Consider the following 20901-nt stretch of genomic DNA (forward strand, 5'->3'; position numbering starts at 1 on the left):
ATTCATGTAACGGCAACAAAAAAATGAAAAAGCGAGATTGTTACATATATATGGGTAACGTATAATATTTTGTATGCAATTCATTAAATATACAGGAGAATGCGATATGAAAATAAAATTATCGATTTTATCCGCGGCGGTTCTGGCCGCAGGAATTACCGCCTTTGTCTGGCCAAAAACAGAGGCCAATGAAAAAACGCAGACGGACGCCTTGTATGTTTCTCCCGCAGGCAGCGACCAAAATGAAGGAACGAAAGAAAAGCCGTTCCGCACATTAAAACATGCGGCTGAAAAGGCAGAGGCCGGGACAACCGTATTGATTCGGGAAGGGACGTACGATGAAACGTTTGAAGTAAAGCACAGCGGCACGGCCGAAAAGCCGATTACATTTCGGAACTATCAGAATGAGCATGTCTCAATCAGCGGCAAATCTGCGCCAAAAAGCGATTCTGAAACTCCGTTAATTCAAATCCGCAATAAACAGTACATTACCATTCACGGCGTTACGCTTGAGAATCTCTCCGTATCATCAGAAGATGCGACGGCCATGGGGATCTGCGTCACCGGATCAAGCAGTCATATCAACATTGACGGCAACCATATCCGAAACATTAAAACCACGGCTGATGAGGGAAATGCACACGGCATCGCGTTTTACGGCACAGGTGCCATGAAGGATGTCAGCATCACAAATAATACGGTTGAAAAACTGACGCTCGGCGCAAGCGAAGCGGTCGTGCTGAACGGGAATGTTGACGGATTTAAGATTGCCGGCAATACCATCCGGGACAATAACAATATCGGGATTGACGTGATCGGATACGAAGGAACGTCCAAGCAAAACGACTATGCGCGAAACGGCGTCATTGAAAACAATACGGTGAGCCATAACTCTTCTTACGGAAATCCCGCTTACGGAGATGAATATTCAGCGGGCGGTATTTACGTTGACGGCGCAGAACATGTGGTCATTAAGAATAACACCGTTTACAACAATGACCTCGGGATTGAAGCCACTTCCGAACATAAAGGGAAATACGCACAAGATATCCGGATTACGGATAACAAGGTGTACGGCAATGCTTACACCGGTATTTCAATCGGAGGCTATGACACGAAACGCGGCGGAACCATCAATTCAGTGATCGCTCACAACATCATGTACCGAAATGACACGAAGGACCTTGACGGCGGCCAGCTGCTGCTGCAGTACGGCACAAAAGGGAACACGATCGAAAAAAACATCATGACGGCAAGCGGTTCACGGATTTTTATCGCAAATGATTATACGAAAAACGAAGACAATACCGTTAATCATAACGTCTATCACAAAGAAGCGGGAAAAGACGGCATTTGGAATTGGAAGAACAGAGAATATGATTCATTCACAGCGTACCAAAAAGGAACGGCAAACGATTCGGATTCCATTTATGCGGACCCGATGTACCGGGACGAAGCGTCTTATGACTTTACATTAAAACCCGAATCACCGGCCCTGCCCGTCATTCAGTAACAAAACCATTAAAAAAAGCCAGTCTATATCAGACTGGCTTTTGTATTTATACACGAAGGAATTTCCGGATGGAAGTCAGACTTCCCCATACTCCGATAACCGCGCCGATCAGAATGAGCACAAGTGATACTTGGAATACAAACGGACTGTACGGCAGAAGTGAAACAAATGATCCCTGAACTTTCGGGGCCACCCAAGCGACCATCGACTGGTACGTACTCAGCACGAGAGCGATCGGTATGATAGAACCGAATACCCCCAGCAGCAGCCCTTCCAGGAAGAACGGCCAGCGGATAAACCAGTTTGTCGCGCCGACAAGCTTCATGATTTCAATCTCTTTTCTTCTGGCGAAAATCGTGATTTTAATCGTATTTGAAATTAAGAACATCGCCGTGAACAGAAGGCCGATGATTAACGCGATCCCGATGTTGCGTGACACCCCGACGACCTTAAACAGACGGCTGACTTCTTCTTTCCCGTATGTCACTTTATACACATGATCCAGCTTCTCAATTTTTTTCGCGACTTTCGGCGTATCATGCGGATCTGTCGTTTTGACGATAAACGCGTTGTTCAGCGGGTTTTCCTGATCTTGCATTTTCATGGCCTTTCCGCTGTCGCCGAAGCTTTTGACCAATTGATCAAGCTCTTTATCTTTAGATGAAAACTCTACGCTTTGGATTCCCGAGATGTCTTTAATCTCATTCTGCAGCGTATCCTGCGTTTTCTTATTTGACGTCAGATCGATTAATACTTTAATTTCCACTTCTTTTTCAGCATTTTTAGCCATGTTGTTTAAATTCAGCATAATGACTAAAAACACGCCGACCAAAATTAATGTAACGGTAACGGCACTGATGGATGCAAATGTCATCCATGTGTTTCTTCCGAGAGATTTAAAACTCTCACGCAAATGGCGCCCGAGAATTTTAATCATAAGAACCATACTCCCCTCTTGACTCATCACGCACAATAATTCCGTCTTCGATCGCGATGACCCGTTTCTTCATGGTGTTTACTATTTCTTTATTGTGTGTCGCCATCACGACGGTCGTTCCGCGGTTATTAATCTCTTCCAGCGTCTTCATGACTTCCCATGATGTGACCGGATCAAGGTTGCCCGTCGGTTCGTCAGCTATCACGACGTCAGGATTGTTGACGATGGATCTTGCGATGGAAACACGCTGCTGTTCTCCTCCGGAAAGCTGGTCGGGAAACTGCCGCGCTTTATGCTTCAGCTGCACAAGATCAAGCACTTCGAGCACGCGTTTTTTAATGACTGACTGCTGCTCTCCGATAACCTCAAGCGCAAACGCGACGTTTTCAAATACCGTCAGTTTCGGAAGAAGTTTGAAATCCTGGAAAACAACACCTATTTTACGCCGCACGAAAGGAATCTCTTTTTCTTTTACAGTCGCGAGATCTTTATGATTAATCAATATTTGCCCTTTTGTCGGTTTTTCTTCTCTGTAAATCATTTTAATAAAAGTAGATTTACCGGCTCCGCTCGGTCCTACGACATATACAAATTCTCCGGGATGAATCATGACTGACAGCCCGTTAATCGCTTTTACACCGTTCGGATAGGATTTATATACTTCTTTCATCTCTATCATGAAATCACCTAATCTTTTAATTATGTCTTGCAGCCATAGAGTTCGCAAACGTACAGCGGTTTATGGCCGATTTACCAGGAAACAGATGAAAAATCTGAAAGTTCCTTTTCCTCAGTACACTTCATTATACGTCAAATTTAGACATATTACTATTACAGTTTCTTTTCATTCCCAGGCCGTGAAAAAACCTTGCCCCTATAACAGGCAAGGTTTTTCTGTTATTTTTTCTGTGACAGCCATTTTGCGATCTCAGCGGCTTCCTTATCATTTACAAGATGGCTCGGCATATTGCCGCGTCCGTTTTTAATGATGCTTTCAATTTTAGCTTCATCATACTTCCCGCCGACTTCCTGTAAATTCGGACCTCCGCCGCCTTCTAAGTCTTTTCCGTGGCAGCCGATACAGCTTTGCTGATAAAGCTCTTCTCCTGCTGACGCAGATGCTTTTGACCCGCCTGAGCTGTCAGAGCTTTCTTTTTTCGATTCATTGGATCCGCCGCATGCCGCCAGCAGGACGGACATGGTCAGAACCAGCGCCAGCAACGCCCATTTTGATTTCATATGTAAGATGCACCCCTTCGCTATTATAACCCCGTTTACGCGCGTTTGAAACCCTCGCCGAGCACCTCGCTTGCGTCTGCGACAATGACAAAGGCTGACTCATCAATCTGTTTGACGATTTGTTTCAGTTTTGTGAATTCGGTCTGGCCGACGACACACATTAAGATCGGCCGGTCATGTTCCGTATACCCGCCGACTGCGGAAATCTTCGTCACACCCCTGTCGATTTCTTTAAACACAGCCGACCTGACGGCTTCTTCATGCTGCGTAATGATTAAAGCCATTTTGGAGCGGTTGAACCCGACCTGCACGACATCAATCGTTTTGCTTGAAATAAATACCCCGAGCATCGCATACAATCCCTGCTCCACTCCGAATACGAGCATCGCGCTCAGCACAATTAATCCGTCCATGATGGCAAGGCACGTTCCCAGCGAAAGCCCCGTGTATTTGTGAATGATCTGCCCCGCCAGAGCCGTTCCCCCCGTGGAGCCTTTGCCGAGATACACGATGCCGATTCCCGTTCCGATCCCGACGCCTCCGAAAATCGCCGCCAGCAGTTCATGGGTCGTCGCGGCAGGCAGATCTCTTGTTAAATAGACGGCGAGCGGCAGAACGATGGAACCGACCAGTGTCTTCATTCCGAACTTCCCGCCGAGAATGATCACTCCGGCGATAAACAAAGGGATGTTAATAATCCACTGCACGTAAGCCGGTTCAAAACCAAACGTTTCTAAAATGGTGCTGATCCCGCTTACTCCCCCCGCTGCTATACGGTTCGGCAGCAAAAATACGTTAAACACGACCCCCGTAATCGCCGCGCCGATCATGATGTATATATAATCTTTGATCAGACGGAGCGGCTTATTGTGATTCACATCCATGCAAAATCCTCCGTTCTCCGATTTTCTCTCGATAGCATTTTAAGTCTTCCCGGCTTAGAAGTAAATAACAGCCAAATACCGTATTAATTTGCTAAAGCGCTGTTGTGAAAAATGGAGAAAGAGAACGGATAAAAAAACACACCTTGCCAAAGGCAGGTGTGTTCCCGGATTACGACAGTTTAGAACGTAAATAGGCGTCAATGAAGGTATCGATATCTCCGTCCATAACCGCCTGCACGTTCCCCATTTCCGTATTGGTACGGTGATCTTTCACCATGGAGTACGGATGGAAGACGTACGAGCGGATTTGGCTGCCCCAGCCGATTTCTTTCTGTTCGCCGCGGATTTCGTCAAGCTCCGCCTGCTGTTCTTCAATTCTGCGCTGATACAGCTTCGCTTTGAGCATTTTCATCGCCCGGTCGCGGTTTTTGATTTGTGAACGTTCCGTCTGGCACGTGACGACTACATTTGTCGGCAGGTGGGTGATCCGAACGGCTGAATCAGTCGTATTGACGTGCTGTCCGCCGGCACCGCTCGCCCGGTACGTATCAACTTTAATATCTTCGGTACGAATATCAATGTCGATTTCTTCATTGAATTCAGGCATGACTTCACATGACACGAATGACGTGTGGCGGCGGCCTGATGAATCAAATGGAGAAATCCGCACAAGACGGTGTACGCCTTTTTCCGCTTTTAAATAGCCGTATGCATTGTGGCCTTTAATAAGCAGTGTGACAGACTTAATTCCTGCTTCATCTCCCGGGAGATAATCAAGCGTTTCAACTTTGAAGCCGCGTCTTTCCGCCCAGCGGGTATACATTCTGAGCAGCATGGAACCCCAGTCCTGAGATTCCGTACCGCCGGCTCCCGGATGAAGTTCTAAAATCGCGTTGTTTTTGTCATATGGTTCACTGAGCAGCAGCTGAAGCTCAAATTCATTCAATTCCTTCGTTAATGACTTCAGCTCTTTCTCAAGCTCTTGCTGAAGGTCCTGGTCAGGTTCTTCTTTTAAAAGATCATGTGTCATTTGCAGCTCTTCGTGAGACTCGCTCAGCTGATGATAGGAATTCACGTATTCCTTCAGACCGTTCGCTTCGTTGATGACGGTTTGGGCCTTCTGCTGGTCATTCCAGAATTCCGGTTCCGCCATCTTTTCATCTAATTCTGCAATGCGGGCTTCCTTTGATTCGAGGTCAAAGAGACCCCCTGAAGTCCGCTAAACGAGAAGCCATATTTTCGAGCTCTGCCCTGATTTCTGATAATTCCATTCCATTCACCTCATTAAAAGATCCGGGGCGCCATAAGACGCAGACCCGGTCATGTTCGCTTCATACAGTCGAGACTATTCTGTCCGGCCGCAGCAATTTTTATATTTTTTTCCGCTGCCGCAATGGCAAGGCGCGTTGCGTCCGATATCTACGACTTTTCGCACCGGCGCTTTTTTCGCTTGTTTGGCCTCATCGCCGTCCTGCGGCTGATGAGCCGTCGTTTGGCCCTGAACAACTTCTTCGCGTTCCAGATTGCTTTCAATCTCGGCCTTCATGACGAATTTCGCAACTTCGTCCTCAATGGACTCAATCATGTGCTCAAACATTGCGAAACCTTCCATCTGATATTCACGCAGCGGATTTGTCTGCGCATAAGCGCGGAGGTGAATCCCTTGACGCAGCTGATCCATCGCATCAATATGATCCATCCATTTTGAATCAACGGCACGCAATACGATGACTTTTTCAAATTCACGCATCTGCTCTGTACCGAAATTCTCTTCTTTTTCATTATATTTTGTCATGATGCGATCCATGATCATCTCATGCATTTCATCCGTTTCTTTTCCGAAGATATCGCTCTTTTCAAGCGCGCCTTCATCAAGATATGTTGAATTCACCAGCTCCACGAGGCCGTCAAGATTCCATTCTTCCGGAAGCTCCTCTTTCGGCGTATAAGCGGCAATCGCACGTTCCAGAGAAGACTTGATCATGCCTTCAACAATGTCACGCAGGTTGTCAGAGTCAATGACTTCAAAACGCTGCTTGTAAATGACTTCGCGCTGCTGACGGAGCACGTCGTCATATTGAAGAAGCTGTTTACGTGAATCAAAGTTGTTTCCTTCGACACGTTTTTGAGATGATTCCACGGCGCGTGACACCATTTTGCTCTGAATCGGCGTGGAGTCATCCATACCGAACCGGTCAAGCATCGCCATCGTCCGTTCAGCTCCGAAACGGCGCATCAATTCATCTTCCATTGAAAGATAAAATTGTGTGATGCCCGGGTCTCCCTGACGTCCTGAACGTCCGCGGAGCTGATTGTCAATCCGGCGGGATTCGTGGCGTTCCGTACCGACGACTGCGAGACCGCCAAGCTCTTTTACGCCTTCGCCGAGTTTAATGTCGGTTCCGCGTCCCGCCATGTTGGTCGCAATCGTGACAGCGCCTTTTTGTCCCGCTTCTTCAATAATCTGAGCTTCACGCTCATGGTTTTTGGCATTCAGCACCTGATGCGGAATCCCTTTGTTTTTCAGAAGTTTAGAAATCAATTCAGACGTTTCAACGGCAACCGTACCGACAAGAACCGGCTGTCCGGTCATGTAGCGCTGGGCGACATCCTCCGCCACCGCCTTGAATTTCCCTTCCATTGAGCGGTAGATCAAGTCCGGACGGTCGTCACGGATGACCGGCTGGTTGGTCGGGATGGATACAACCTGCATGTTATAAATATTTCGGAATTCTTCCTCTTCCGTTTTTGCGGTACCGGTCATACCGGCCAGCTTTTCGTACATACGGAAATAGTTTTGGAACGTAATCGTCGCCAATGTCATGCTTTCATTTTGAATCTCCAGGCCTTCTTTCGCCTCAATCGCCTGGTGAAGACCTTCGCTGTAGCGGCGTCCTTTCATCAGACGGCCGGTGAAGGAATCAACTATGACGACTTGGCCGTCCTCAACAACATAATCCACGTCTTTCTGCATCGCCGCATGGGCTTTTAAAGCCTGGTTGATATGATGGTTCAAGGCCACGTTTTTGACATCAAACAGGTTGTCGATGCCGAACGTTTTTTCAGCCTTCGTCATTCCTTCTTCCGTCAGCTGAACGCCCTTCGTTTTGACGTCATACGTATAATCCTGATCTTTCTTGAGTGTGCGGACAAACGCATTTGCCTGCACGTACAGTTTTGTGGACTTCTGAGCTTGTCCGGAAATAATCAATGGCGTTCTCGCTTCATCGACTAAAATTGAATCGACTTCATCAATAACGGCAAAATGAAGCGGACGCTGTACCATTTGTTCTTTATAGAGCACCATGTTGTCACGCAAATAATCAAAGCCGAGTTCATTGTTCGTTGAATACGTGATATCGGCTGCGTAAGCTTCGCGTTTTTCGTCTTTTGACATCGAATTCAGGTTAAGGCCTACTGTAAGCCCGAGAAACGCAAAAATTTCTCCCATTTGCTGGGCATCACGGCTCGCCAGATATTCGTTGACCGTTACGACGTGAACGCCTTTTCCTGTCAACGCATTTAAATACACGGGAAGCGTGGACGTCAGCGTTTTCCCTTCCCCTGTTTTCATTTCGGAGATGTTCCCCTCATGAAGGGCGATGCCCCCCATCAGCTGCACTTTAAACGGGAACATGCCGGTTACGCGGCGGGAAGCTTCACGAACGACGGCAAACGCTTCGACAAGAAGATCATCCGTCGTTTCTCCTTTTTCAAGCCGCTCTTTAAATTCTGCCGTTTTATGTTTAAGCGCCTCGTCAGAGAGATTTTCATAATCGCCTCTTACGGCATCAATGTCATTTGCTATTTTTTCGTATTTGTTCAGCGCACGTTTGGTCGGATCAAACATTTTATTTAAAATCCCAAGCATCTATAACGCTCCTCTATGTTCACATGCAGATTTTGCATGGAATAAATGATAATTTTCTGTCCATGTATACCTCTCATTATCATAACATACCTTTTGCTATTTCCAAAGAATTTGCAGGTAAAGATAGAGAAAAACCTTCCGCGCGTTCACGGAAGGCTGGATGGGTTTATTCAGTCGGTTCAATTAATCCGTATTTGCCGTCATTTCTGCGGTAAACGACATTTGTGAGATTCGTCTCCGCGTTGGTGAATACGAAGAAATTATGTCCGAGCATATTCATTTGGAGAATCGCTTCTTCATTATCCATCGGTTTTAAATTAAAACGCTTTTGACGGACAATTTCCGGGCTGTCATCTTCAATTTCGTCCTGAACCGCTACGCCCGTATCAGCGGCGCTGCCGTTCTCGAAATAATGTTTCGGAAGACCCTGGTCGCGGAATTTTCGGTTGACTTTTGTTTTGTGCTTTCGGATTTGACGTTCCAGCTTGTTTGTTGCGAGATCAATTGCATTGTACATATCCTCGTTATGCACTTCAGAACGAAGCGCCAGATCAGTCATCGGAATGGTGACTTCAACTTTAGATTCCTTATCATTATAGAATTTTAAGTTGACGTTCACATCGGCATTGACGCTCTGCTCGAAATATCGTTCCAGCTTGCCGATTTTTCTCTCCACATGATCCTTTAACGCAGGTGTAACCTCAATGTTTTCTCCTCTGATATTGTAGTTCATCAAAGAACGCCTCCCTTTATCTAAGGATATGTAACTATTTCTCTTTTACCCCTTCTGATCCCTGCTGAAACGTTAAAATAATGTGTAAATTCGGTGAACGATGACGAATGGTGTCGGTTTTATCCGGCAGCTTCCTGCAGGATTATAAGTATATGCGGAAGACGCAGGCAAAAGACCTGCCGCTTGCAGCAGGTCTAGTGAAGAACATACGGTTTGATGCAGTCGTGCGTCTGCTCCATCCATAGCTTATAATGCGGCAGAAAGATGGTTTTTAAAAACTCCTGAAAAGGGGCGGACGGGAAATCATAATCATTTAACATGCTGAAATCCTGAAAGATCTCGTCAAATGAGCGGATCGCCGTCTTCACGCATCGGCACTCAATGATAGACAGCAGAAGCGCATGAGAGGAATCGAGATGAAAAAAAGCCTGAATCAAATCGTTGTAAATCCGCTCGCCCTCCGTCTTAAAAAAATCATCCTGCGTGTCCAACAGGTAGCAAAGCCCCTCATCAATCGTAAAAAGAAGCTGGTAATAGGCTGACACCAAATGGTAATCGTTCAAACTTCTCAAAACACTCACCTATTTGCGTTTGTCGTAATAACGGCCGTCACTTGTCGTTTGATGATACGGATTGAAATACGTATTATGGTAGATTCGTTTTTTCTTAAGCGTTTTTATTTCATTTCGGATACCATCCTGAATCCGTTTCACTTCGCCGGTAATCAGACGGTCCATCGCGGCCACCTGCTGAAGCAGCGTTTTTTCCTCTTCGGAAAAAGGCGGCTTTATGCCCGCAAGCATCTCCTCCCTTTTCTCCGTAAATGCCGTAACGCTGCTGATGAGACCGTCGCTTTCCGGGGCGTCCTTCAGTGCGGCGTACATGTTCTTCGTTTCGTTATACAAAGAAAAGACATTGCTGTTCATCAGGCAAGGCCGCCCGCGCCGTGGCTGTTTTTCCGTTCACTCTGCATGGCCTGCTTCCACGTGTCGCGAAATTCAGTCACGAGCTTTTCCGCTTCATCTAAAAATTCTCCGTTATTCTGCACGTTCGCGTCGATCAGCCGGCGGCGGATGTAATCATAAATGGATGACATCTGCTCGGAAATCTCAATCTCCCGGTTTAACGTGATGCTGAGCTCTTGAATGATGTTTTGCGCCTTTACGATATTTTCATTTTTGGCTTCAAGGTTGTTTTGCTTCATCGCCTGCCTTGCCAGCTTAATGAATCGCAGACAGCCGTTATAAAGCATAAGGGTCAGCTCTTCCGGAGCGGCTGTAAAGACGGATGTCTGCTGATAAGCAGCAAAAGGATTATTTATTGCCATTTTTATAAAACCTCCAAGGTTATGATGTTGAAGATCCTAACATTGACGTGAGATATGAAGATTGGCTGTTCAATTTCTCCAATGCCGTATCCAGTGCGCTGAACTTTTTATAATATCTCGATTCGATGTCATCCAGCTTCGTTTTCATATTGGAAATATTTGTTTCTATTTCATTCAGGCTTTTTCCGATGGCAAAGCTGGTTGATACCGAGCTTTCCGTACCCGCCTGTTTTGAAATTTGAGTCTGCATTTTGTTTAATGTGTCTTTTAATCTCCGGGCAATCCCCTGCTCCTCCGGGTTTTTGATAGTCTTACCGGTTGAGCTGTCTGTAATCGTACTTGTACTGTCTGCATTAAACAGCTTAGCCACGAGAGAGGGGTTCTCGGTAATTTTCTGTTTCAGTTTCGCTTCGTCTTTAATGACAAGCTTTCCAAACTTTCCTTGATCATTAAAACTAGACGTCTCTATACCGAAATCGGCAAGCTGATATTTTTTTCCGTCAATCGTTACCGTTGAGTACAGATCAAGCCGCATCTCAGCCAAACCGTTCTGCAGCGTGCTGTCGCTCCGTAATAACCCGCTTTTAGCCTTTGCCTCCCACTGCTCAATCTGCTTATCGGTCATCGCTTCTCTTTGTTCATCAGTTAGCGGCTTATAATCGCGGTATTTTGATTCTGTTACCTTCTCGTTTGCACTTTTAATTAACGTATTGTATTTATCAACGAAATCTTTAATGTTGTCAAAAATGCCGTCCGTATCAGTCGTGCTGTTAATCGTAACCGTTTTATTGCTGTCCGTCACGCTGTTCAGCGTGTATTTGATGCCGTTGATCGTAAAGTTATTTGACGTTTTTGTCATTTCAAGCCCGTTGAACGTAAACTTCGCGTTTTTCCCTTCGGCATTGGCCGTCAGTTCATTTGTTGCATCATCAACGGCAAAACCGAGCTGATCTTTCAGAAAGCTTTTGGTTGCGTCATCACCTGCGGCAAGGGTAAATCCTTCCCCCGTTTTATTGGAAGTGAACGCAATCGTATCCACATAATCCGTACCGTTGGAAATTTTCTCTTTTAAAGCCGTCACTCCGAGACCCGAGCTGTTCAGTTTGGAAATGACATCGTCAATCGTATCGGTTGCGGCGATCGTGACGTTTACCTCAGTCGGCTTCGTTTCACCCGGATTTGTGACATTGAATTTCAATGTTTGGCTCTGACCCGAAGTGAAATTAATGGCGCCGGATGATTTATAAGTCGTCGGCGTAGCCAGCTGCTGTACAGACATACTCGTTGAAATATTCTGCTCAGCACTGACGGCCGCCGCGCTGACACTGGAATCCGAACTTGTTACTGTTTTTTTATTCCAGTTTGTGGACATCAGCATATTATTAAATGTCGTAGAATACATGTCGGCAATCTGAGTATTCACTTCCCGATAAGCATCGCGCTTCCATTCAAGCGTCTGCTTTTGCTGGTTTAATTTATTAAGCGGCTGCTTTTCGGCATCCATCATTTTTTTCACCAGAGAATCTACATCAAGACCGGAATTAAGGCCTGTGATTCTTGTGACCATATGTACCCTCTCCTTTTCGGCGTTTAGTCGTAGACGGCTCTATGACAACAGTGAGTTTCCGACTGTTTATCATATCACAGCTCCATAAATGTATGATCTTATTCTTATATCGGTCATATTAAAAGGTTTTCAATAATTTAACTGCAAAATATAATGTTTCATTTTGTCAATAGGGTTCTTTGGCTTGCTGAAGGGGGAGATAACTGAAGAAATAAAAAAAAGACCCTGGAGAACCAGGGATCTTTCCGTCATTAACCTTTCAGCAATTGAAGAACTTGCTGAGGCTGTTGGTTAGCTTGCGCAAGCATAGCTTGAGAAGCCTGAGTAAGGATGTTGTTTTTCGTGTACTCCATCATCTCAGAAGCCATGTCTACGTCACGGATACGTGATTCAGCAGAAGTCAGGTTCTCAGAAGAAGTACCAAGGTTGTTGATTGTGTGCTCTAAACGGTTTTGAACCGCACCAAGTTTAGCGCGCTCGCTAGATACTGTGTCGATAGCTGTTTTGATTGTTGTAAGAGCAGTAGATGCTGCCTCCGCAGAAGTAGAGATATCAATTCCTTTAGTAGCATCCCCAACAGCAAGACTTTCAGAATCCATTTTATTAATTGAAAGCTTCATAGTTTGACCTTCATTAGCACCGATTTGGAAAGTCAGGTCAGTTGCTGTGCCATCAAGTAGTTTCTTTGTGTTGAATTCTGTATCTGTAGAAATTCTAGTTACTTCAGAAGAAAGCTGATCCATTTCTTTTTGTAACTCAGCACGGTCAGAAGTAGTGTTCGTGTCGTTAGCCGCTTGTGTAGCAAGCTCGCTCATACGCTGAAGAATGCTGTGAGTTTCGTTTAATGCACCCTCAGCCGTTTGGATAAGAGAGATTCCGTCTTGAGCGTTTTTAGACGCCATGTCTAAACCGCGGATTTGGGAACGCATTTTTTCAGAGATCGCAAGACCCGCAGCGTCATCACCAGCGCGGTTGATGCGAAGACCTGAAGATAATTTTTCCATGTTTTTTGCAGCAGAGTTTGAACCTGCATTCAGCTGACGGCTAGTGTTAAGAGCCGCGATATTGTGGTTGATTCTCATTTTGTATTTCCTCCCTGAATTGTTTTTCGCACGTCCTTGTGCATTTGCGCAGCGTCATTCCGAAGAAAATTTTTCCTCTCATTGGCTACAATATATATATCGGACGGCCGCTTCCATTGTTTATATTGAAAATAAAAAAATCCTCACTTTTTTTGTGAGGATAAGTTAAGTAATAAATCAGTATTAAAAGATACAGCTCTGTTGTTCTCTTCCAGGATCGACAAGTAGATTTCTTTCCTGTGAATATCTACGTGCTGAGGCGCTTCAATTCCCAGCTTCACTTGTTCTCCTTCGATGGCGATCACCTTTATTTCAATATCCGGCCCGATCTGAATGGACTCATTCACTTTTCTTGAGAGAACTAGCATGATCCTCCTCCTATCAGATGTTTTGTTTCATAGGAAGCATCATGTAAAATGATTTGTTTCGCCTTCATTTCCTTTTTATTGACGATAATCGGCGCTTTTAAATTGGCGGTCGTGTTTTCAAAAGGCTCTTCCAGCGTTAAAATCGCCATCACTTCGACATCCTCTATATCTTCAATATGCAAAAGTTCAAGCGTCGCATGGTCAATGTCAAATTCGTACCCTTTAAAGAAAATAAACGGACTGGCGACAATAAAGGCGATATGCTCCTGTTTGACAGACTGCAGCGCCAAAAACGGTGAATCTTCCGACAAAGGAAGAACAACAAATTGAGTCTCGTCATTAAATCCCGGCAGGCCGTTTTCAAATGAGATAATCTGCCCTTCGTCTATTCTGATTTCTCCGTGATATTTTGTTTTAATTATCATGCTTCACAATCCTTTACCACTTTCATCTTTTATTCTGCGTTGCCATCGTCAACCGAAATCGTCACCTTAGGGTCTTGCATCATATCAATCTGAACTTTCCCCGGCGTATAATTCCATACAGGTTTATTGACGGCTGCTTCAATTGAAGGTTTGCGGGCTTCAATATCAATCGTAAGCTTTGAAGGAATGCAGTCAATGTCGACGAGAAACTGCGCAGGCAGAAAGTCGCTGAATTCGCCGAATGGATCGGGCGGTCTGACATCTGCTGCCTGCCGGGCCATCACATTGCCCGTTTTCTTTTCGATAGCCGCCATTTCCTTCCCTTCCCTGACTGTTTTTGCAATAAACTCGCTGCAGGCTTCCGCACCTTTCTGGGCGGCTTCAGCGTTCAGCTTTTCAAATGATTTGAGATTCAAGTTCTCCCAAGCCCTCGTCTGATCAATTGTCAGTTTGACCGGCGTGCTTTCAATGTTCAGCTCTGCCGGCGGCTGCTCGATTTCCAAGTCAGCGGGCGGCTGTTCCATCTCGATTTCTTCCTTTTGAAAGGTTATACCGATTTTAGCAGGCACACTGTCAATAATCAATCTCGGCATCTGCACAGAGACCCCTCCTGTTTATAGTATTTTAGTAAAAAAAGCGATCTCCCTGGTGTGAGTCGCTTTTTTATATATTGAAGACGGTCAGTTATATTATTTCAGGAAGTCAATCAGTGACGGCTGAATGATATTCGCATTCACTGACAGCGCTGCTCTATGAACCGTCTGTTGAGATAAATAATCAACAATTACATCTTCCATTTCTACATCTTCATTATCGGACAATACTTTTTCAGCGGTTGCCGCTTGTGATTCCAATCTTGTCTGAATGAGTTCCAACCGGTTTGTGCGTGCGCCGATATTGGATTTTTCAGCATTCATTTTATCAGTAAAACCGTCAATATCTGACAGAATTTGATCTGAATCTGCTTCGGACAGCGTGCCTTTGCTTAAAGAAGCTTCTAGGGAGTTTAGAAATTCAAAAACATTATCTCCATTTTGTGCGACGCCTCCGAAAGCTGAGTTTGGATCAGAATTCACTTTCAGCACTGCTCCGTTCGAGATGTTGATGTTAACATCCGAAGCACCTGTATAATTCTCATAGTTGTACGTATATGTGCCGTCGGCATTTTCAGTGATCGGCGGGACGTCTGAATTTGTTCCGTTAAACAGATAACGTCCGTTTACCTGAGTATTCGCGACAGAAACGAGCTGCTTTTTCAGCTGGCCGATTTCTGTACCGATTGCTTTCAATTCTGTTTCACCGTTCGAATCACTTTTCGCCTGAACCATCAAGTCCCGGATTTTCCCCATAATATCCGTTTCCGAGTTTACGCTTGATTCCGAGTTTTCCAGCCATGTAAAACCTTGCGAAACATTCCGCTGATACTGGTTTACCTGCGCAAGCTGAGTACGGTACTGCATTCCCTTCATTGCAACGACCGGATCATCAGAAGCTTTCGTGATTTTTTTCCCCGTAGACACTTGCTGCTGAAGCCGATCGAGCTTGTCAAAACTTGAGCCGATAAATCGAAGAGAATTTTTTGCGATCATCCCTTGAGTTACTCTCATTTACTTATCTCCTATCTTCCCCCGGTGCCCATACCGTTAATAATTTTATCGAATATTTCATCTTGCATCGTTATAATCCGCGCAGCCGCATTATAAGCGTGCTGAAACTGAATCATATTTGTCATTTCTTCATCTAAAGACACTGCACTGATTGATTGTCTCCGTTCATCGGCTGAAAGGGTGTTGCTTTCAGAGTTGTTCATAAGATTGGCCGCTTTTTGTGAATTAACGCCCAGCTTTCCGATAAGGGATTCATAAAAGTCATTAATTGTAGTGGTTTCACCGTTAATAGTCAGCTTGCTGTTCTGTACAGCTGCAAGATTTGTCGCGTTTGTGCCGTCACTTTTTTCTCCGTTTAACGACGCTGCGATATTATCAGTAGACGCAAGAATTTTGTCACTGACTTTTATTTTCGCTGCCGCACCTTTTGCCGGCACCGCTTCATCACCGCTGAAATCAAAAAATGCTGCGCCCTGTTCGCCTGTATAGGTCTTCCCTTTTTCATGCACTGCATTAAACGCGTCAGCAAAGGATAGCGCCATATTGTCAAGAGCCGTCAGCATTTCAGGATAAAGACCTTTTTCTTCTCCGTTTGACAAATAGCCGTATGACTCAATAAGACCTAAAAGTGAGCCTTTTCCGGTAAATGCATCCGCATTGACCGTACTGCTGCCGACTGACACACTCGACACGAGGCCGCTGTCCTTGTCGTAATTGATTTTCATTTCTGAAACTGTTTTTGTGTTACCGTCGAGCAGCGTACCGAGAGAATTGTTGTTTCCGTTCAGCAATTCGACGTTAACCGTGCCCTCAGCAGTCGCCAAGGCATGTCCGCCCGACTTATTATATGAAACTTTAATATTTGCCATAGAAGATAATTGATCAATCAATCTGTCTCTTTGGTCATACAAATCATTAGGGAGCATACCGCTCGGCTCAACTGCCGCTATTTGATTGTTAAGGTCATTCAGCTGATTGAGAATGGAATTGACCTGATCCGCTGTGTTATCCAGGTTCTTTTTAATATCACCCTGAATGTTAGTCAAAGAGGTAGATATATAGTTAAAACTTTCGGCAAGAGATTTCCCCTGCTCCTGCAAAACTGAGCGCGCTCCCGTATTTTCCGGATTCGTCGCCAGATCCTGAAGGGCATTCCAAAACGAACTGAGCGATCCGTTTAATCCGTTATCGTCAAGCTCTTTCATGACGCCTTCCATTTGCGACAGTGAATTGGAACGGGCTGTATAGTACCCTAATTTTGTATTTTCAGTTCTGTACTGATAGTCTAAAAAACTGTCTCTGACGCGCTCAACTGAACCGGCTTTAACCCCTGTTCCGATTTGGCCGGCCGTCAGATCACTGTTTTTTGATACTGCGGGATAAGGGCTCGTCGATTGTAATGTGACGCGCTGCCTCGTATATCCTTCTGTATTTGCATTTGCAACGTTATTTGAAACTGTGCTCAATGCAGTCTGCTGCGCACTCAATGCACGCCTTGCTGTTTCGAGCCCCATAAAAGTCGATGGCATTAAAAATCCTCCGTTCTAAGCTTTTGAATCGAATAATGTCAAACGGCTGACAGGCTTGCGCGCCGCTTGCGGCTCTTTATAATTCATATTCTCTTTTTCACCCGGCATGATCATATCGAATGCCCCGGAGATGAATTGTAAAGCCTGAATCGTGAGCTGTTTGTTCATCTCATTCACTTCTTTCAGACGGTCAAGAAGCGCAGACAAAGAGTGAAATAACCCTTCAAGCTCCTGTTTTTCACTGCCTGAAGTTCTGGAGATGCATGCAGCAATTGTATTGTCCTCACCGCGGCTGAGAAACTGAGAAGTTAACCTGATTCGCTCTTCCTCAGTCTGCCCGATTGCCTGAATATACTTTTGCTCTTTGGTCAATATGTTGGAGAGCTCTTTTGTTTTACCTGCTTTCAGCGCTTCCGTTTTCTCTTCAGACAGCGTGAGCAGATGTTCATGCAGTGCGCAAAGTCGCTTCAGTTGATCAATAATTGGCTTTGCTGACATTGACTTTCTCCTTTTTATTGCTTTTTATAGAAATTCACTATGTTTTCAGCGATGCTGTTTGAATCTATTTTATATGTTCCGCTCTCTATATCCGCTTTAAGCTGAGCGATTTTTTCCTGACGTGTTTTAGTGACCGCATCTGACGCATTTTGAAGCTCTTTTGCATGAGAAGAAATTTCCACTTTGTCCTTCGGCTTTGCAGCCTCTTTTTGTACGGCTTGCTTTTCGTAATTTTTTTGGTATGGATTAACGGATTGTGTTCCGTACTGATTGATTTTCATAGGATTCCTCTCGCTTTCTGTTCGCAGTCTAATTCTTTTATCGACTGCGTTATCAGTTAGTTTAGGGAATCAGGTGTTTTTGGTATTATAGGCATAGTATGTGTCTTTTGTACTGTTTTTCCCTTCGAATTCAGCGGCTGTTTTTTGGTTCATATGGTCTAATTGCAACTCAATATCTGTCTGACAGGACCTGCAAAATTTCCCTGTCCTGATTGGATTTCCGCACCTTTCGCAAGGATATGCCAAATTTGGAAGTTGGCTGATCTGAATCCTTTTTTGTTTGATAAACTTGAGGATCAGCTCTTCATCCACACCTGTTTCCTCAGTGATCTGCTGCATCGTCGACTGTCTGTTGATCTGCTTTCTCAAAAATTTATAGACGGTTTCAAATGCTTTTTCTTCTTCTTTAATACATGCCTGGCACACGGTCTGCAGGTTCGTTTTAAAAAATAAAGCATTGCATTTTGGACAATTCGCCAATTCACCCATCGTATTAACTCCTATTCCTTCTTTAATCTGCCTTATATTTCTATCAATTATATCGGCAGAAAAAAAGAATGATTTAGCTCCTGATTAAAGTAAAAGAGGAGACCGATGACGCTTTACCCGCTGTCAGCAGGACTTCGGCGGCTTGGTAAAGTGTGGCGCCCGTCGTATAAATATCGTCTATTAAGATGACGTTCATACCTTCGGCGGAGTTTTCGGCTGCTGAAAACTTTTTTTCTGCAGACAGCCTTTCTGTTTTGCTCTTTTTGGATTGTTTTTCATTGTTCAGTCGGATGAGGGGGGAAATGACGGGCATTCCGAGCAGAGAGGCCAGCAGCTCGGATTGATTGAATCCGCGTTCCGCCAGCCGTTCGCCGCTCAGCGGAATAGGGATGAGAGTATGTGTATTTGATGGATATGCCGCTTTAAAGCCGGCAGCAAAGTCACGTTCAAATGCTTGAATGATTTTCGCATCACCCCTGAATTTAAACCGGGCCAATGAGTCCTTCATCGCATCATTATACAAATATACCGAACGGTTTTGCCGCAGCAAAAAGCGCTTTTCCGTTTTTGATTCCCGGGCCGCACAATCAGCGCATTTTTCATTTGACTCCTGAGGCCTCCCGCATATACTGCATACGGGGCCTTCAATTTTTTCGAATTGGCTGCTGCATATGCTGCATACCTCTTGCTCGGGCGCCAGAGAAAACAGAGATCTCCAAGTCAATGAACTTGAAATTGGTGAATCACACAATAAACAATTCAGAGATATTACGCTCCTTCCCGAGTTTCACAGAACTCGCTTGGATTAACCGAAACAATCGCCGCTGATTCAGCCAGAATGACAAGCAGCGCCGTATTTTTCTGTTTATCAACTATCTCTGCTTTTGCATAAGCAACTTTCTTTTTATCTGTAACATATGCCGGTTCAGCCCGGTTTAGTGAAAGTGCCAGTACATCATTTTTGCATACCCGGCATGTGCATTTCATATGAAGCTTAGGCATATGGCGGTCGAGAAGTTCCTTTAATATGATCTCTTTAGAATTGACAAGCATGCTGACAGCTCCTCATAGGAAAGTATGAGTATACTGTATCACGTTTTCTGAAATTAACTAGTCCAACAATTTACTTTTTTGTGCCAATTTGTTCATATGTTCAATATGTTTTTTTGCTTTTTTCATTCCGTTTGTAATTCCGAAATGAAACATGACGACATCACCGCTGAAATGTTTATAATGCCTTCCCGTTCTGCCCGCGATCTGTACGAGCGCGCTCTCAGTAAAGATAGGTGCTTCTGCGCCGAGGACACATGTCTGAACTTTGGGCACGGTAACCCCTCTTTCTAAAATCGTAGTCGTTACCAGCAGGTCAAGCCGGCCGTTTCTGAACCGTTTCACTTTATCCTTTCTGAATGTGTCTTCCGCATGTACGCCTTCTGTCCGTATGTTTAATTTCTGAAAATAATCCGTTGTCTTTTTCAAAACGTGTACAGACGGAACGAATAAGAAAACCGGCAGCTGTAATTGAAGTTTTTGGCAAACCCAATCCGTTACAGAGCGCGGCAGTTTTCCTTTCTGAAGCTTCTTCTTCCAATTGCCGCACCACAAAAAACGCGGCTCCGGGAGGGGTTTCCGATGATATCTGGCTGGTATGCGAACGCTTTTCAGCAAACCTGCTTCAGCATTCTTTTTTAATGTGTCTGAAGGAGTTGCCGTTACATAAACAAGGGCGCTGTTTTTCTTCCTCGCTTTATCAACAGCGAACCTTAATGTCTCATCGGCTGAAAAAGGAAACGCATCTACTTCATCTATTATCACGACATCAAAAATGTCTCGGTAGCGCATCAGCTGGTGAGCGGTTGAAATCATCAGCGGAGTCAAGCGGCCTTTGTCCTCGCTGCCGCCGTACAAAGCAGAAACGTCGACTTTCTCAAATGCTTTTTTCAGTCTCGGCAGCAGTTCAAGTACGACATCTGTACGCGGAGTCGCGACACAGACGCGCAAACCGTGATTCAGCGCAAACTCGATACCCGGAAACAGCATCTCTGTTTTCCCCGATCCGCAAACCGCCCATACTAACAGCTCTTGTCTCTCTTTTATCGCATCTGTAAGCGCGGCGGCCGCCCGCTTCTGCCCGTCTGTCAGTGTTCCTTCCCAAGAAAGCTTTACAGGCTCCCAGCTGTTTTCAGGGGCTTGATTCCAAGAATATAATGATGTCTGTTCATCAGCCCTTCCCATCATGACACAGGCACGGCAATAGGTAATCTGCCTTTTGGCAGAGGGCGCCCCAAATGCCGCAAAGCAGGCTTGATCAGACTGACCGCATCGTTGGCAGACGTAACGGTTTTTCCGGCGGATGATTGACGGCTCGGCCGTTATATACTCTTTTTCTATAAAACCGTTGATGCGCTGATCTGAAAACGGTATCTCAGATCTCAATAAATGCCGGCCGTAAAAGAAATCCCGCACCTCTGAAAATTCTGAAGCACCTTCGGACATCTCCCTGCCTCCTTTCTGCACAAAGTATGCCTGCCGGGAATTTTTTTGTCGAATC

At 45.1% G+C, this 20901-nt stretch carries 24 protein-coding genes; 1 reads left to right on the plus strand and 23 read right to left on the minus strand.

The genetic code is table 11. The annotated features are described in order from the left end of the window. Positions 1 to 106: 106 nt before the first annotated feature. Positions 107 to 1513 carry a right-handed parallel beta-helix repeat-containing protein gene (locus BXO87_RS07995; RefSeq protein ID WP_038460023.1) on the plus strand — a complete coding sequence of 469 codons (1407 nt, stop codon included), beginning with the start codon at positions 107 to 109 and terminating at the stop codon, positions 1511 to 1513. Positions 1514 to 1559: 46 nt separating this feature from the next. Here the strand turns inward: BXO87_RS07995 and ftsX are convergent, their stop codons facing one another. The 23 genes from ftsX to BXO87_RS08115 all read right to left on the minus strand — a co-directional run bounded on the left by ftsX (position 1560) and on the right by BXO87_RS08115 (position 20846). Then, positions 1560 to 2450, minus strand: a complete 891-nt coding sequence (gene ftsX, locus BXO87_RS08000) for a permease-like cell division protein FtsX (protein ID WP_038460902.1) — start codon at positions 2448 to 2450, stop codon at positions 1560 to 1562. Then, positions 2443 to 3129, minus strand: coding sequence for a cell division ATP-binding protein FtsE (gene ftsE / locus BXO87_RS08005; RefSeq protein WP_038460025.1), 687 nt, complete (start codon positions 3127 to 3129; stop codon positions 2443 to 2445). The genes ftsX and ftsE overlap by 8 nt, the downstream gene beginning before the upstream one ends. A gap of 218 nt (positions 3130 to 3347) precedes the next feature. Next, positions 3348 to 3689, minus strand: a complete 342-nt coding sequence (gene cccB, locus BXO87_RS08010; protein ID WP_007614074.1) for a cytochrome c551 — start codon at positions 3687 to 3689, stop codon at positions 3348 to 3350. A gap of 35 nt (positions 3690 to 3724) precedes the next feature. Next, entirely contained in the window at positions 3725 to 4573 is an 849-nt protein-coding gene (locus BXO87_RS08015) for a YitT family protein (protein WP_007614078.1), read from the minus strand. Positions 4574 to 4742: 169 nt separating this feature from the next. Further along, positions 4743 to 5844, minus strand: a protein-coding gene (gene prfB / locus BXO87_RS08020) for a peptide chain release factor 2 (protein ID WP_108654963.1) whose coding sequence is annotated in 2 segments (ribosomal slippage) — positions 4743 to 5771 and positions 5773 to 5844 — 1101 coding nt in all. Because the reading frame shifts where the segments join, the coding sequence is not laid out codon by codon here. A 74-nt stretch (positions 5845 to 5918) separates the two neighbouring features. Then, on the minus strand, positions 5919 to 8444 hold the full coding sequence (secA, locus tag BXO87_RS08030; protein ID WP_038460029.1) for a preprotein translocase subunit SecA: 2526 nt from the start codon (positions 8442 to 8444) through the stop codon (positions 5919 to 5921). Positions 8445 to 8610: 166 nt separating this feature from the next. Beyond that, positions 8611 to 9177 carry a ribosome hibernation-promoting factor, HPF/YfiA family gene (hpf, locus tag BXO87_RS08035; RefSeq protein WP_007407470.1) on the minus strand — a complete coding sequence of 189 codons (567 nt, stop codon included), beginning with the start codon at positions 9175 to 9177 and terminating at the stop codon, positions 8611 to 8613. Between the two features lie 194 nt (positions 9178 to 9371). Next, positions 9372 to 9749: a DUF8042 domain-containing protein gene (locus BXO87_RS08040; RefSeq protein ID WP_038460031.1), complete on the minus strand. Its 378-nt coding sequence runs from the start codon at positions 9747 to 9749 to the stop codon at positions 9372 to 9374. 9 nt (positions 9750 to 9758) lie between these two features. Next, a complete protein-coding gene (fliT, locus tag BXO87_RS08045; protein ID WP_007407472.1) occupies positions 9759 to 10103 on the minus strand; it encodes a flagella biosynthesis regulatory protein FliT in 345 nt (114 codons plus the stop codon). Continuing rightward, positions 10103 to 10504 (minus strand): flagellar export chaperone FliS, encoded by a 402-nt coding sequence (gene fliS, locus BXO87_RS08050; protein WP_003151407.1) that lies wholly within the window; start codon positions 10502 to 10504, stop codon positions 10103 to 10105. Before fliS ends, fliT begins: the two co-directional genes overlap by 1 nt. Positions 10505 to 10523: 19 nt before the next feature. Next, entirely contained in the window at positions 10524 to 12071 is a 1548-nt protein-coding gene (locus tag BXO87_RS08055) for a flagellar hook-associated protein 2 (RefSeq protein WP_038460034.1), read from the minus strand. Positions 12072 to 12322: 251 nt separating this feature from the next. Further along, complete coding sequence (gene hag / locus BXO87_RS08060) at positions 12323 to 13153, minus strand: flagellin Hag (RefSeq protein ID WP_038460035.1); 831 nt, start codon at positions 13151 to 13153, stop codon at positions 12323 to 12325. A 143-nt stretch (positions 13154 to 13296) separates the two neighbouring features. Next, positions 13297 to 13521 (minus strand): carbon storage regulator CsrA, encoded by a 225-nt coding sequence (gene csrA, locus BXO87_RS08065; RefSeq protein ID WP_003151402.1) that lies wholly within the window; start codon positions 13519 to 13521, stop codon positions 13297 to 13299. Continuing rightward, on the minus strand, positions 13515 to 13946 hold the full coding sequence (gene fliW, locus BXO87_RS08070; RefSeq protein WP_007407475.1) for a flagellar assembly protein FliW: 432 nt from the start codon (positions 13944 to 13946) through the stop codon (positions 13515 to 13517). The genes csrA and fliW overlap by 7 nt, the downstream gene beginning before the upstream one ends. Before the next feature lie 29 nt (positions 13947 to 13975). After that, entirely contained in the window at positions 13976 to 14545 is a 570-nt protein-coding gene (locus BXO87_RS08075) for a DUF6470 family protein (protein WP_038460037.1), read from the minus strand. 90 nt (positions 14546 to 14635) lie between these two features. Further along, positions 14636 to 15553: a flagellar hook-associated protein FlgL gene (gene flgL, locus BXO87_RS08080; RefSeq protein WP_014419007.1), complete on the minus strand. Its 918-nt coding sequence runs from the start codon at positions 15551 to 15553 to the stop codon at positions 14636 to 14638. 11 nt (positions 15554 to 15564) lie between these two features. Then, a complete protein-coding gene (gene flgK / locus BXO87_RS08085; RefSeq protein WP_038460039.1) occupies positions 15565 to 17082 on the minus strand; it encodes a flagellar hook-associated protein FlgK in 1518 nt (505 codons plus the stop codon). A gap of 15 nt (positions 17083 to 17097) precedes the next feature. Then, on the minus strand, positions 17098 to 17580 hold the full coding sequence (locus tag BXO87_RS08090) for a flagellar protein FlgN (protein WP_003151394.1): 483 nt from the start codon (positions 17578 to 17580) through the stop codon (positions 17098 to 17100). A gap of 14 nt (positions 17581 to 17594) precedes the next feature. After that, on the minus strand, positions 17595 to 17861 hold the full coding sequence (gene flgM, locus BXO87_RS08095; protein WP_003151393.1) for a flagellar biosynthesis anti-sigma factor FlgM: 267 nt from the start codon (positions 17859 to 17861) through the stop codon (positions 17595 to 17597). Positions 17862 to 17930: 69 nt separating this feature from the next. Then, complete coding sequence (locus BXO87_RS08100; RefSeq protein ID WP_038460041.1) at positions 17931 to 18350, minus strand: TIGR03826 family flagellar region protein; 420 nt, start codon at positions 18348 to 18350, stop codon at positions 17931 to 17933. A gap of 73 nt (positions 18351 to 18423) precedes the next feature. After that, entirely contained in the window at positions 18424 to 19113 is a 690-nt protein-coding gene (locus BXO87_RS08105; RefSeq protein WP_199910472.1) for a double zinc ribbon domain-containing protein, read from the minus strand. A 5-nt stretch (positions 19114 to 19118) separates the two neighbouring features. Continuing rightward, entirely contained in the window at positions 19119 to 19403 is a 285-nt protein-coding gene (gene comFB / locus BXO87_RS08110) for a late competence protein ComFB (RefSeq protein WP_003151389.1), read from the minus strand. Positions 19404 to 19460: 57 nt separating this feature from the next. Next, positions 19461 to 20846 carry an ATP-dependent helicase ComFA gene (locus BXO87_RS08115; RefSeq protein WP_038460045.1) on the minus strand — a complete coding sequence of 462 codons (1386 nt, stop codon included), beginning with the start codon at positions 20844 to 20846 and terminating at the stop codon, positions 19461 to 19463. Positions 20847 to 20901 lie beyond the last annotated feature (55 nt).

It is taken from the genome of Bacillus sp. GZB (assembly GCF_001975995.1).
GTDB classification, from domain to species: Bacteria; Bacillota; Bacilli; order Bacillales; family Bacillaceae; genus Bacillus; species Bacillus velezensis.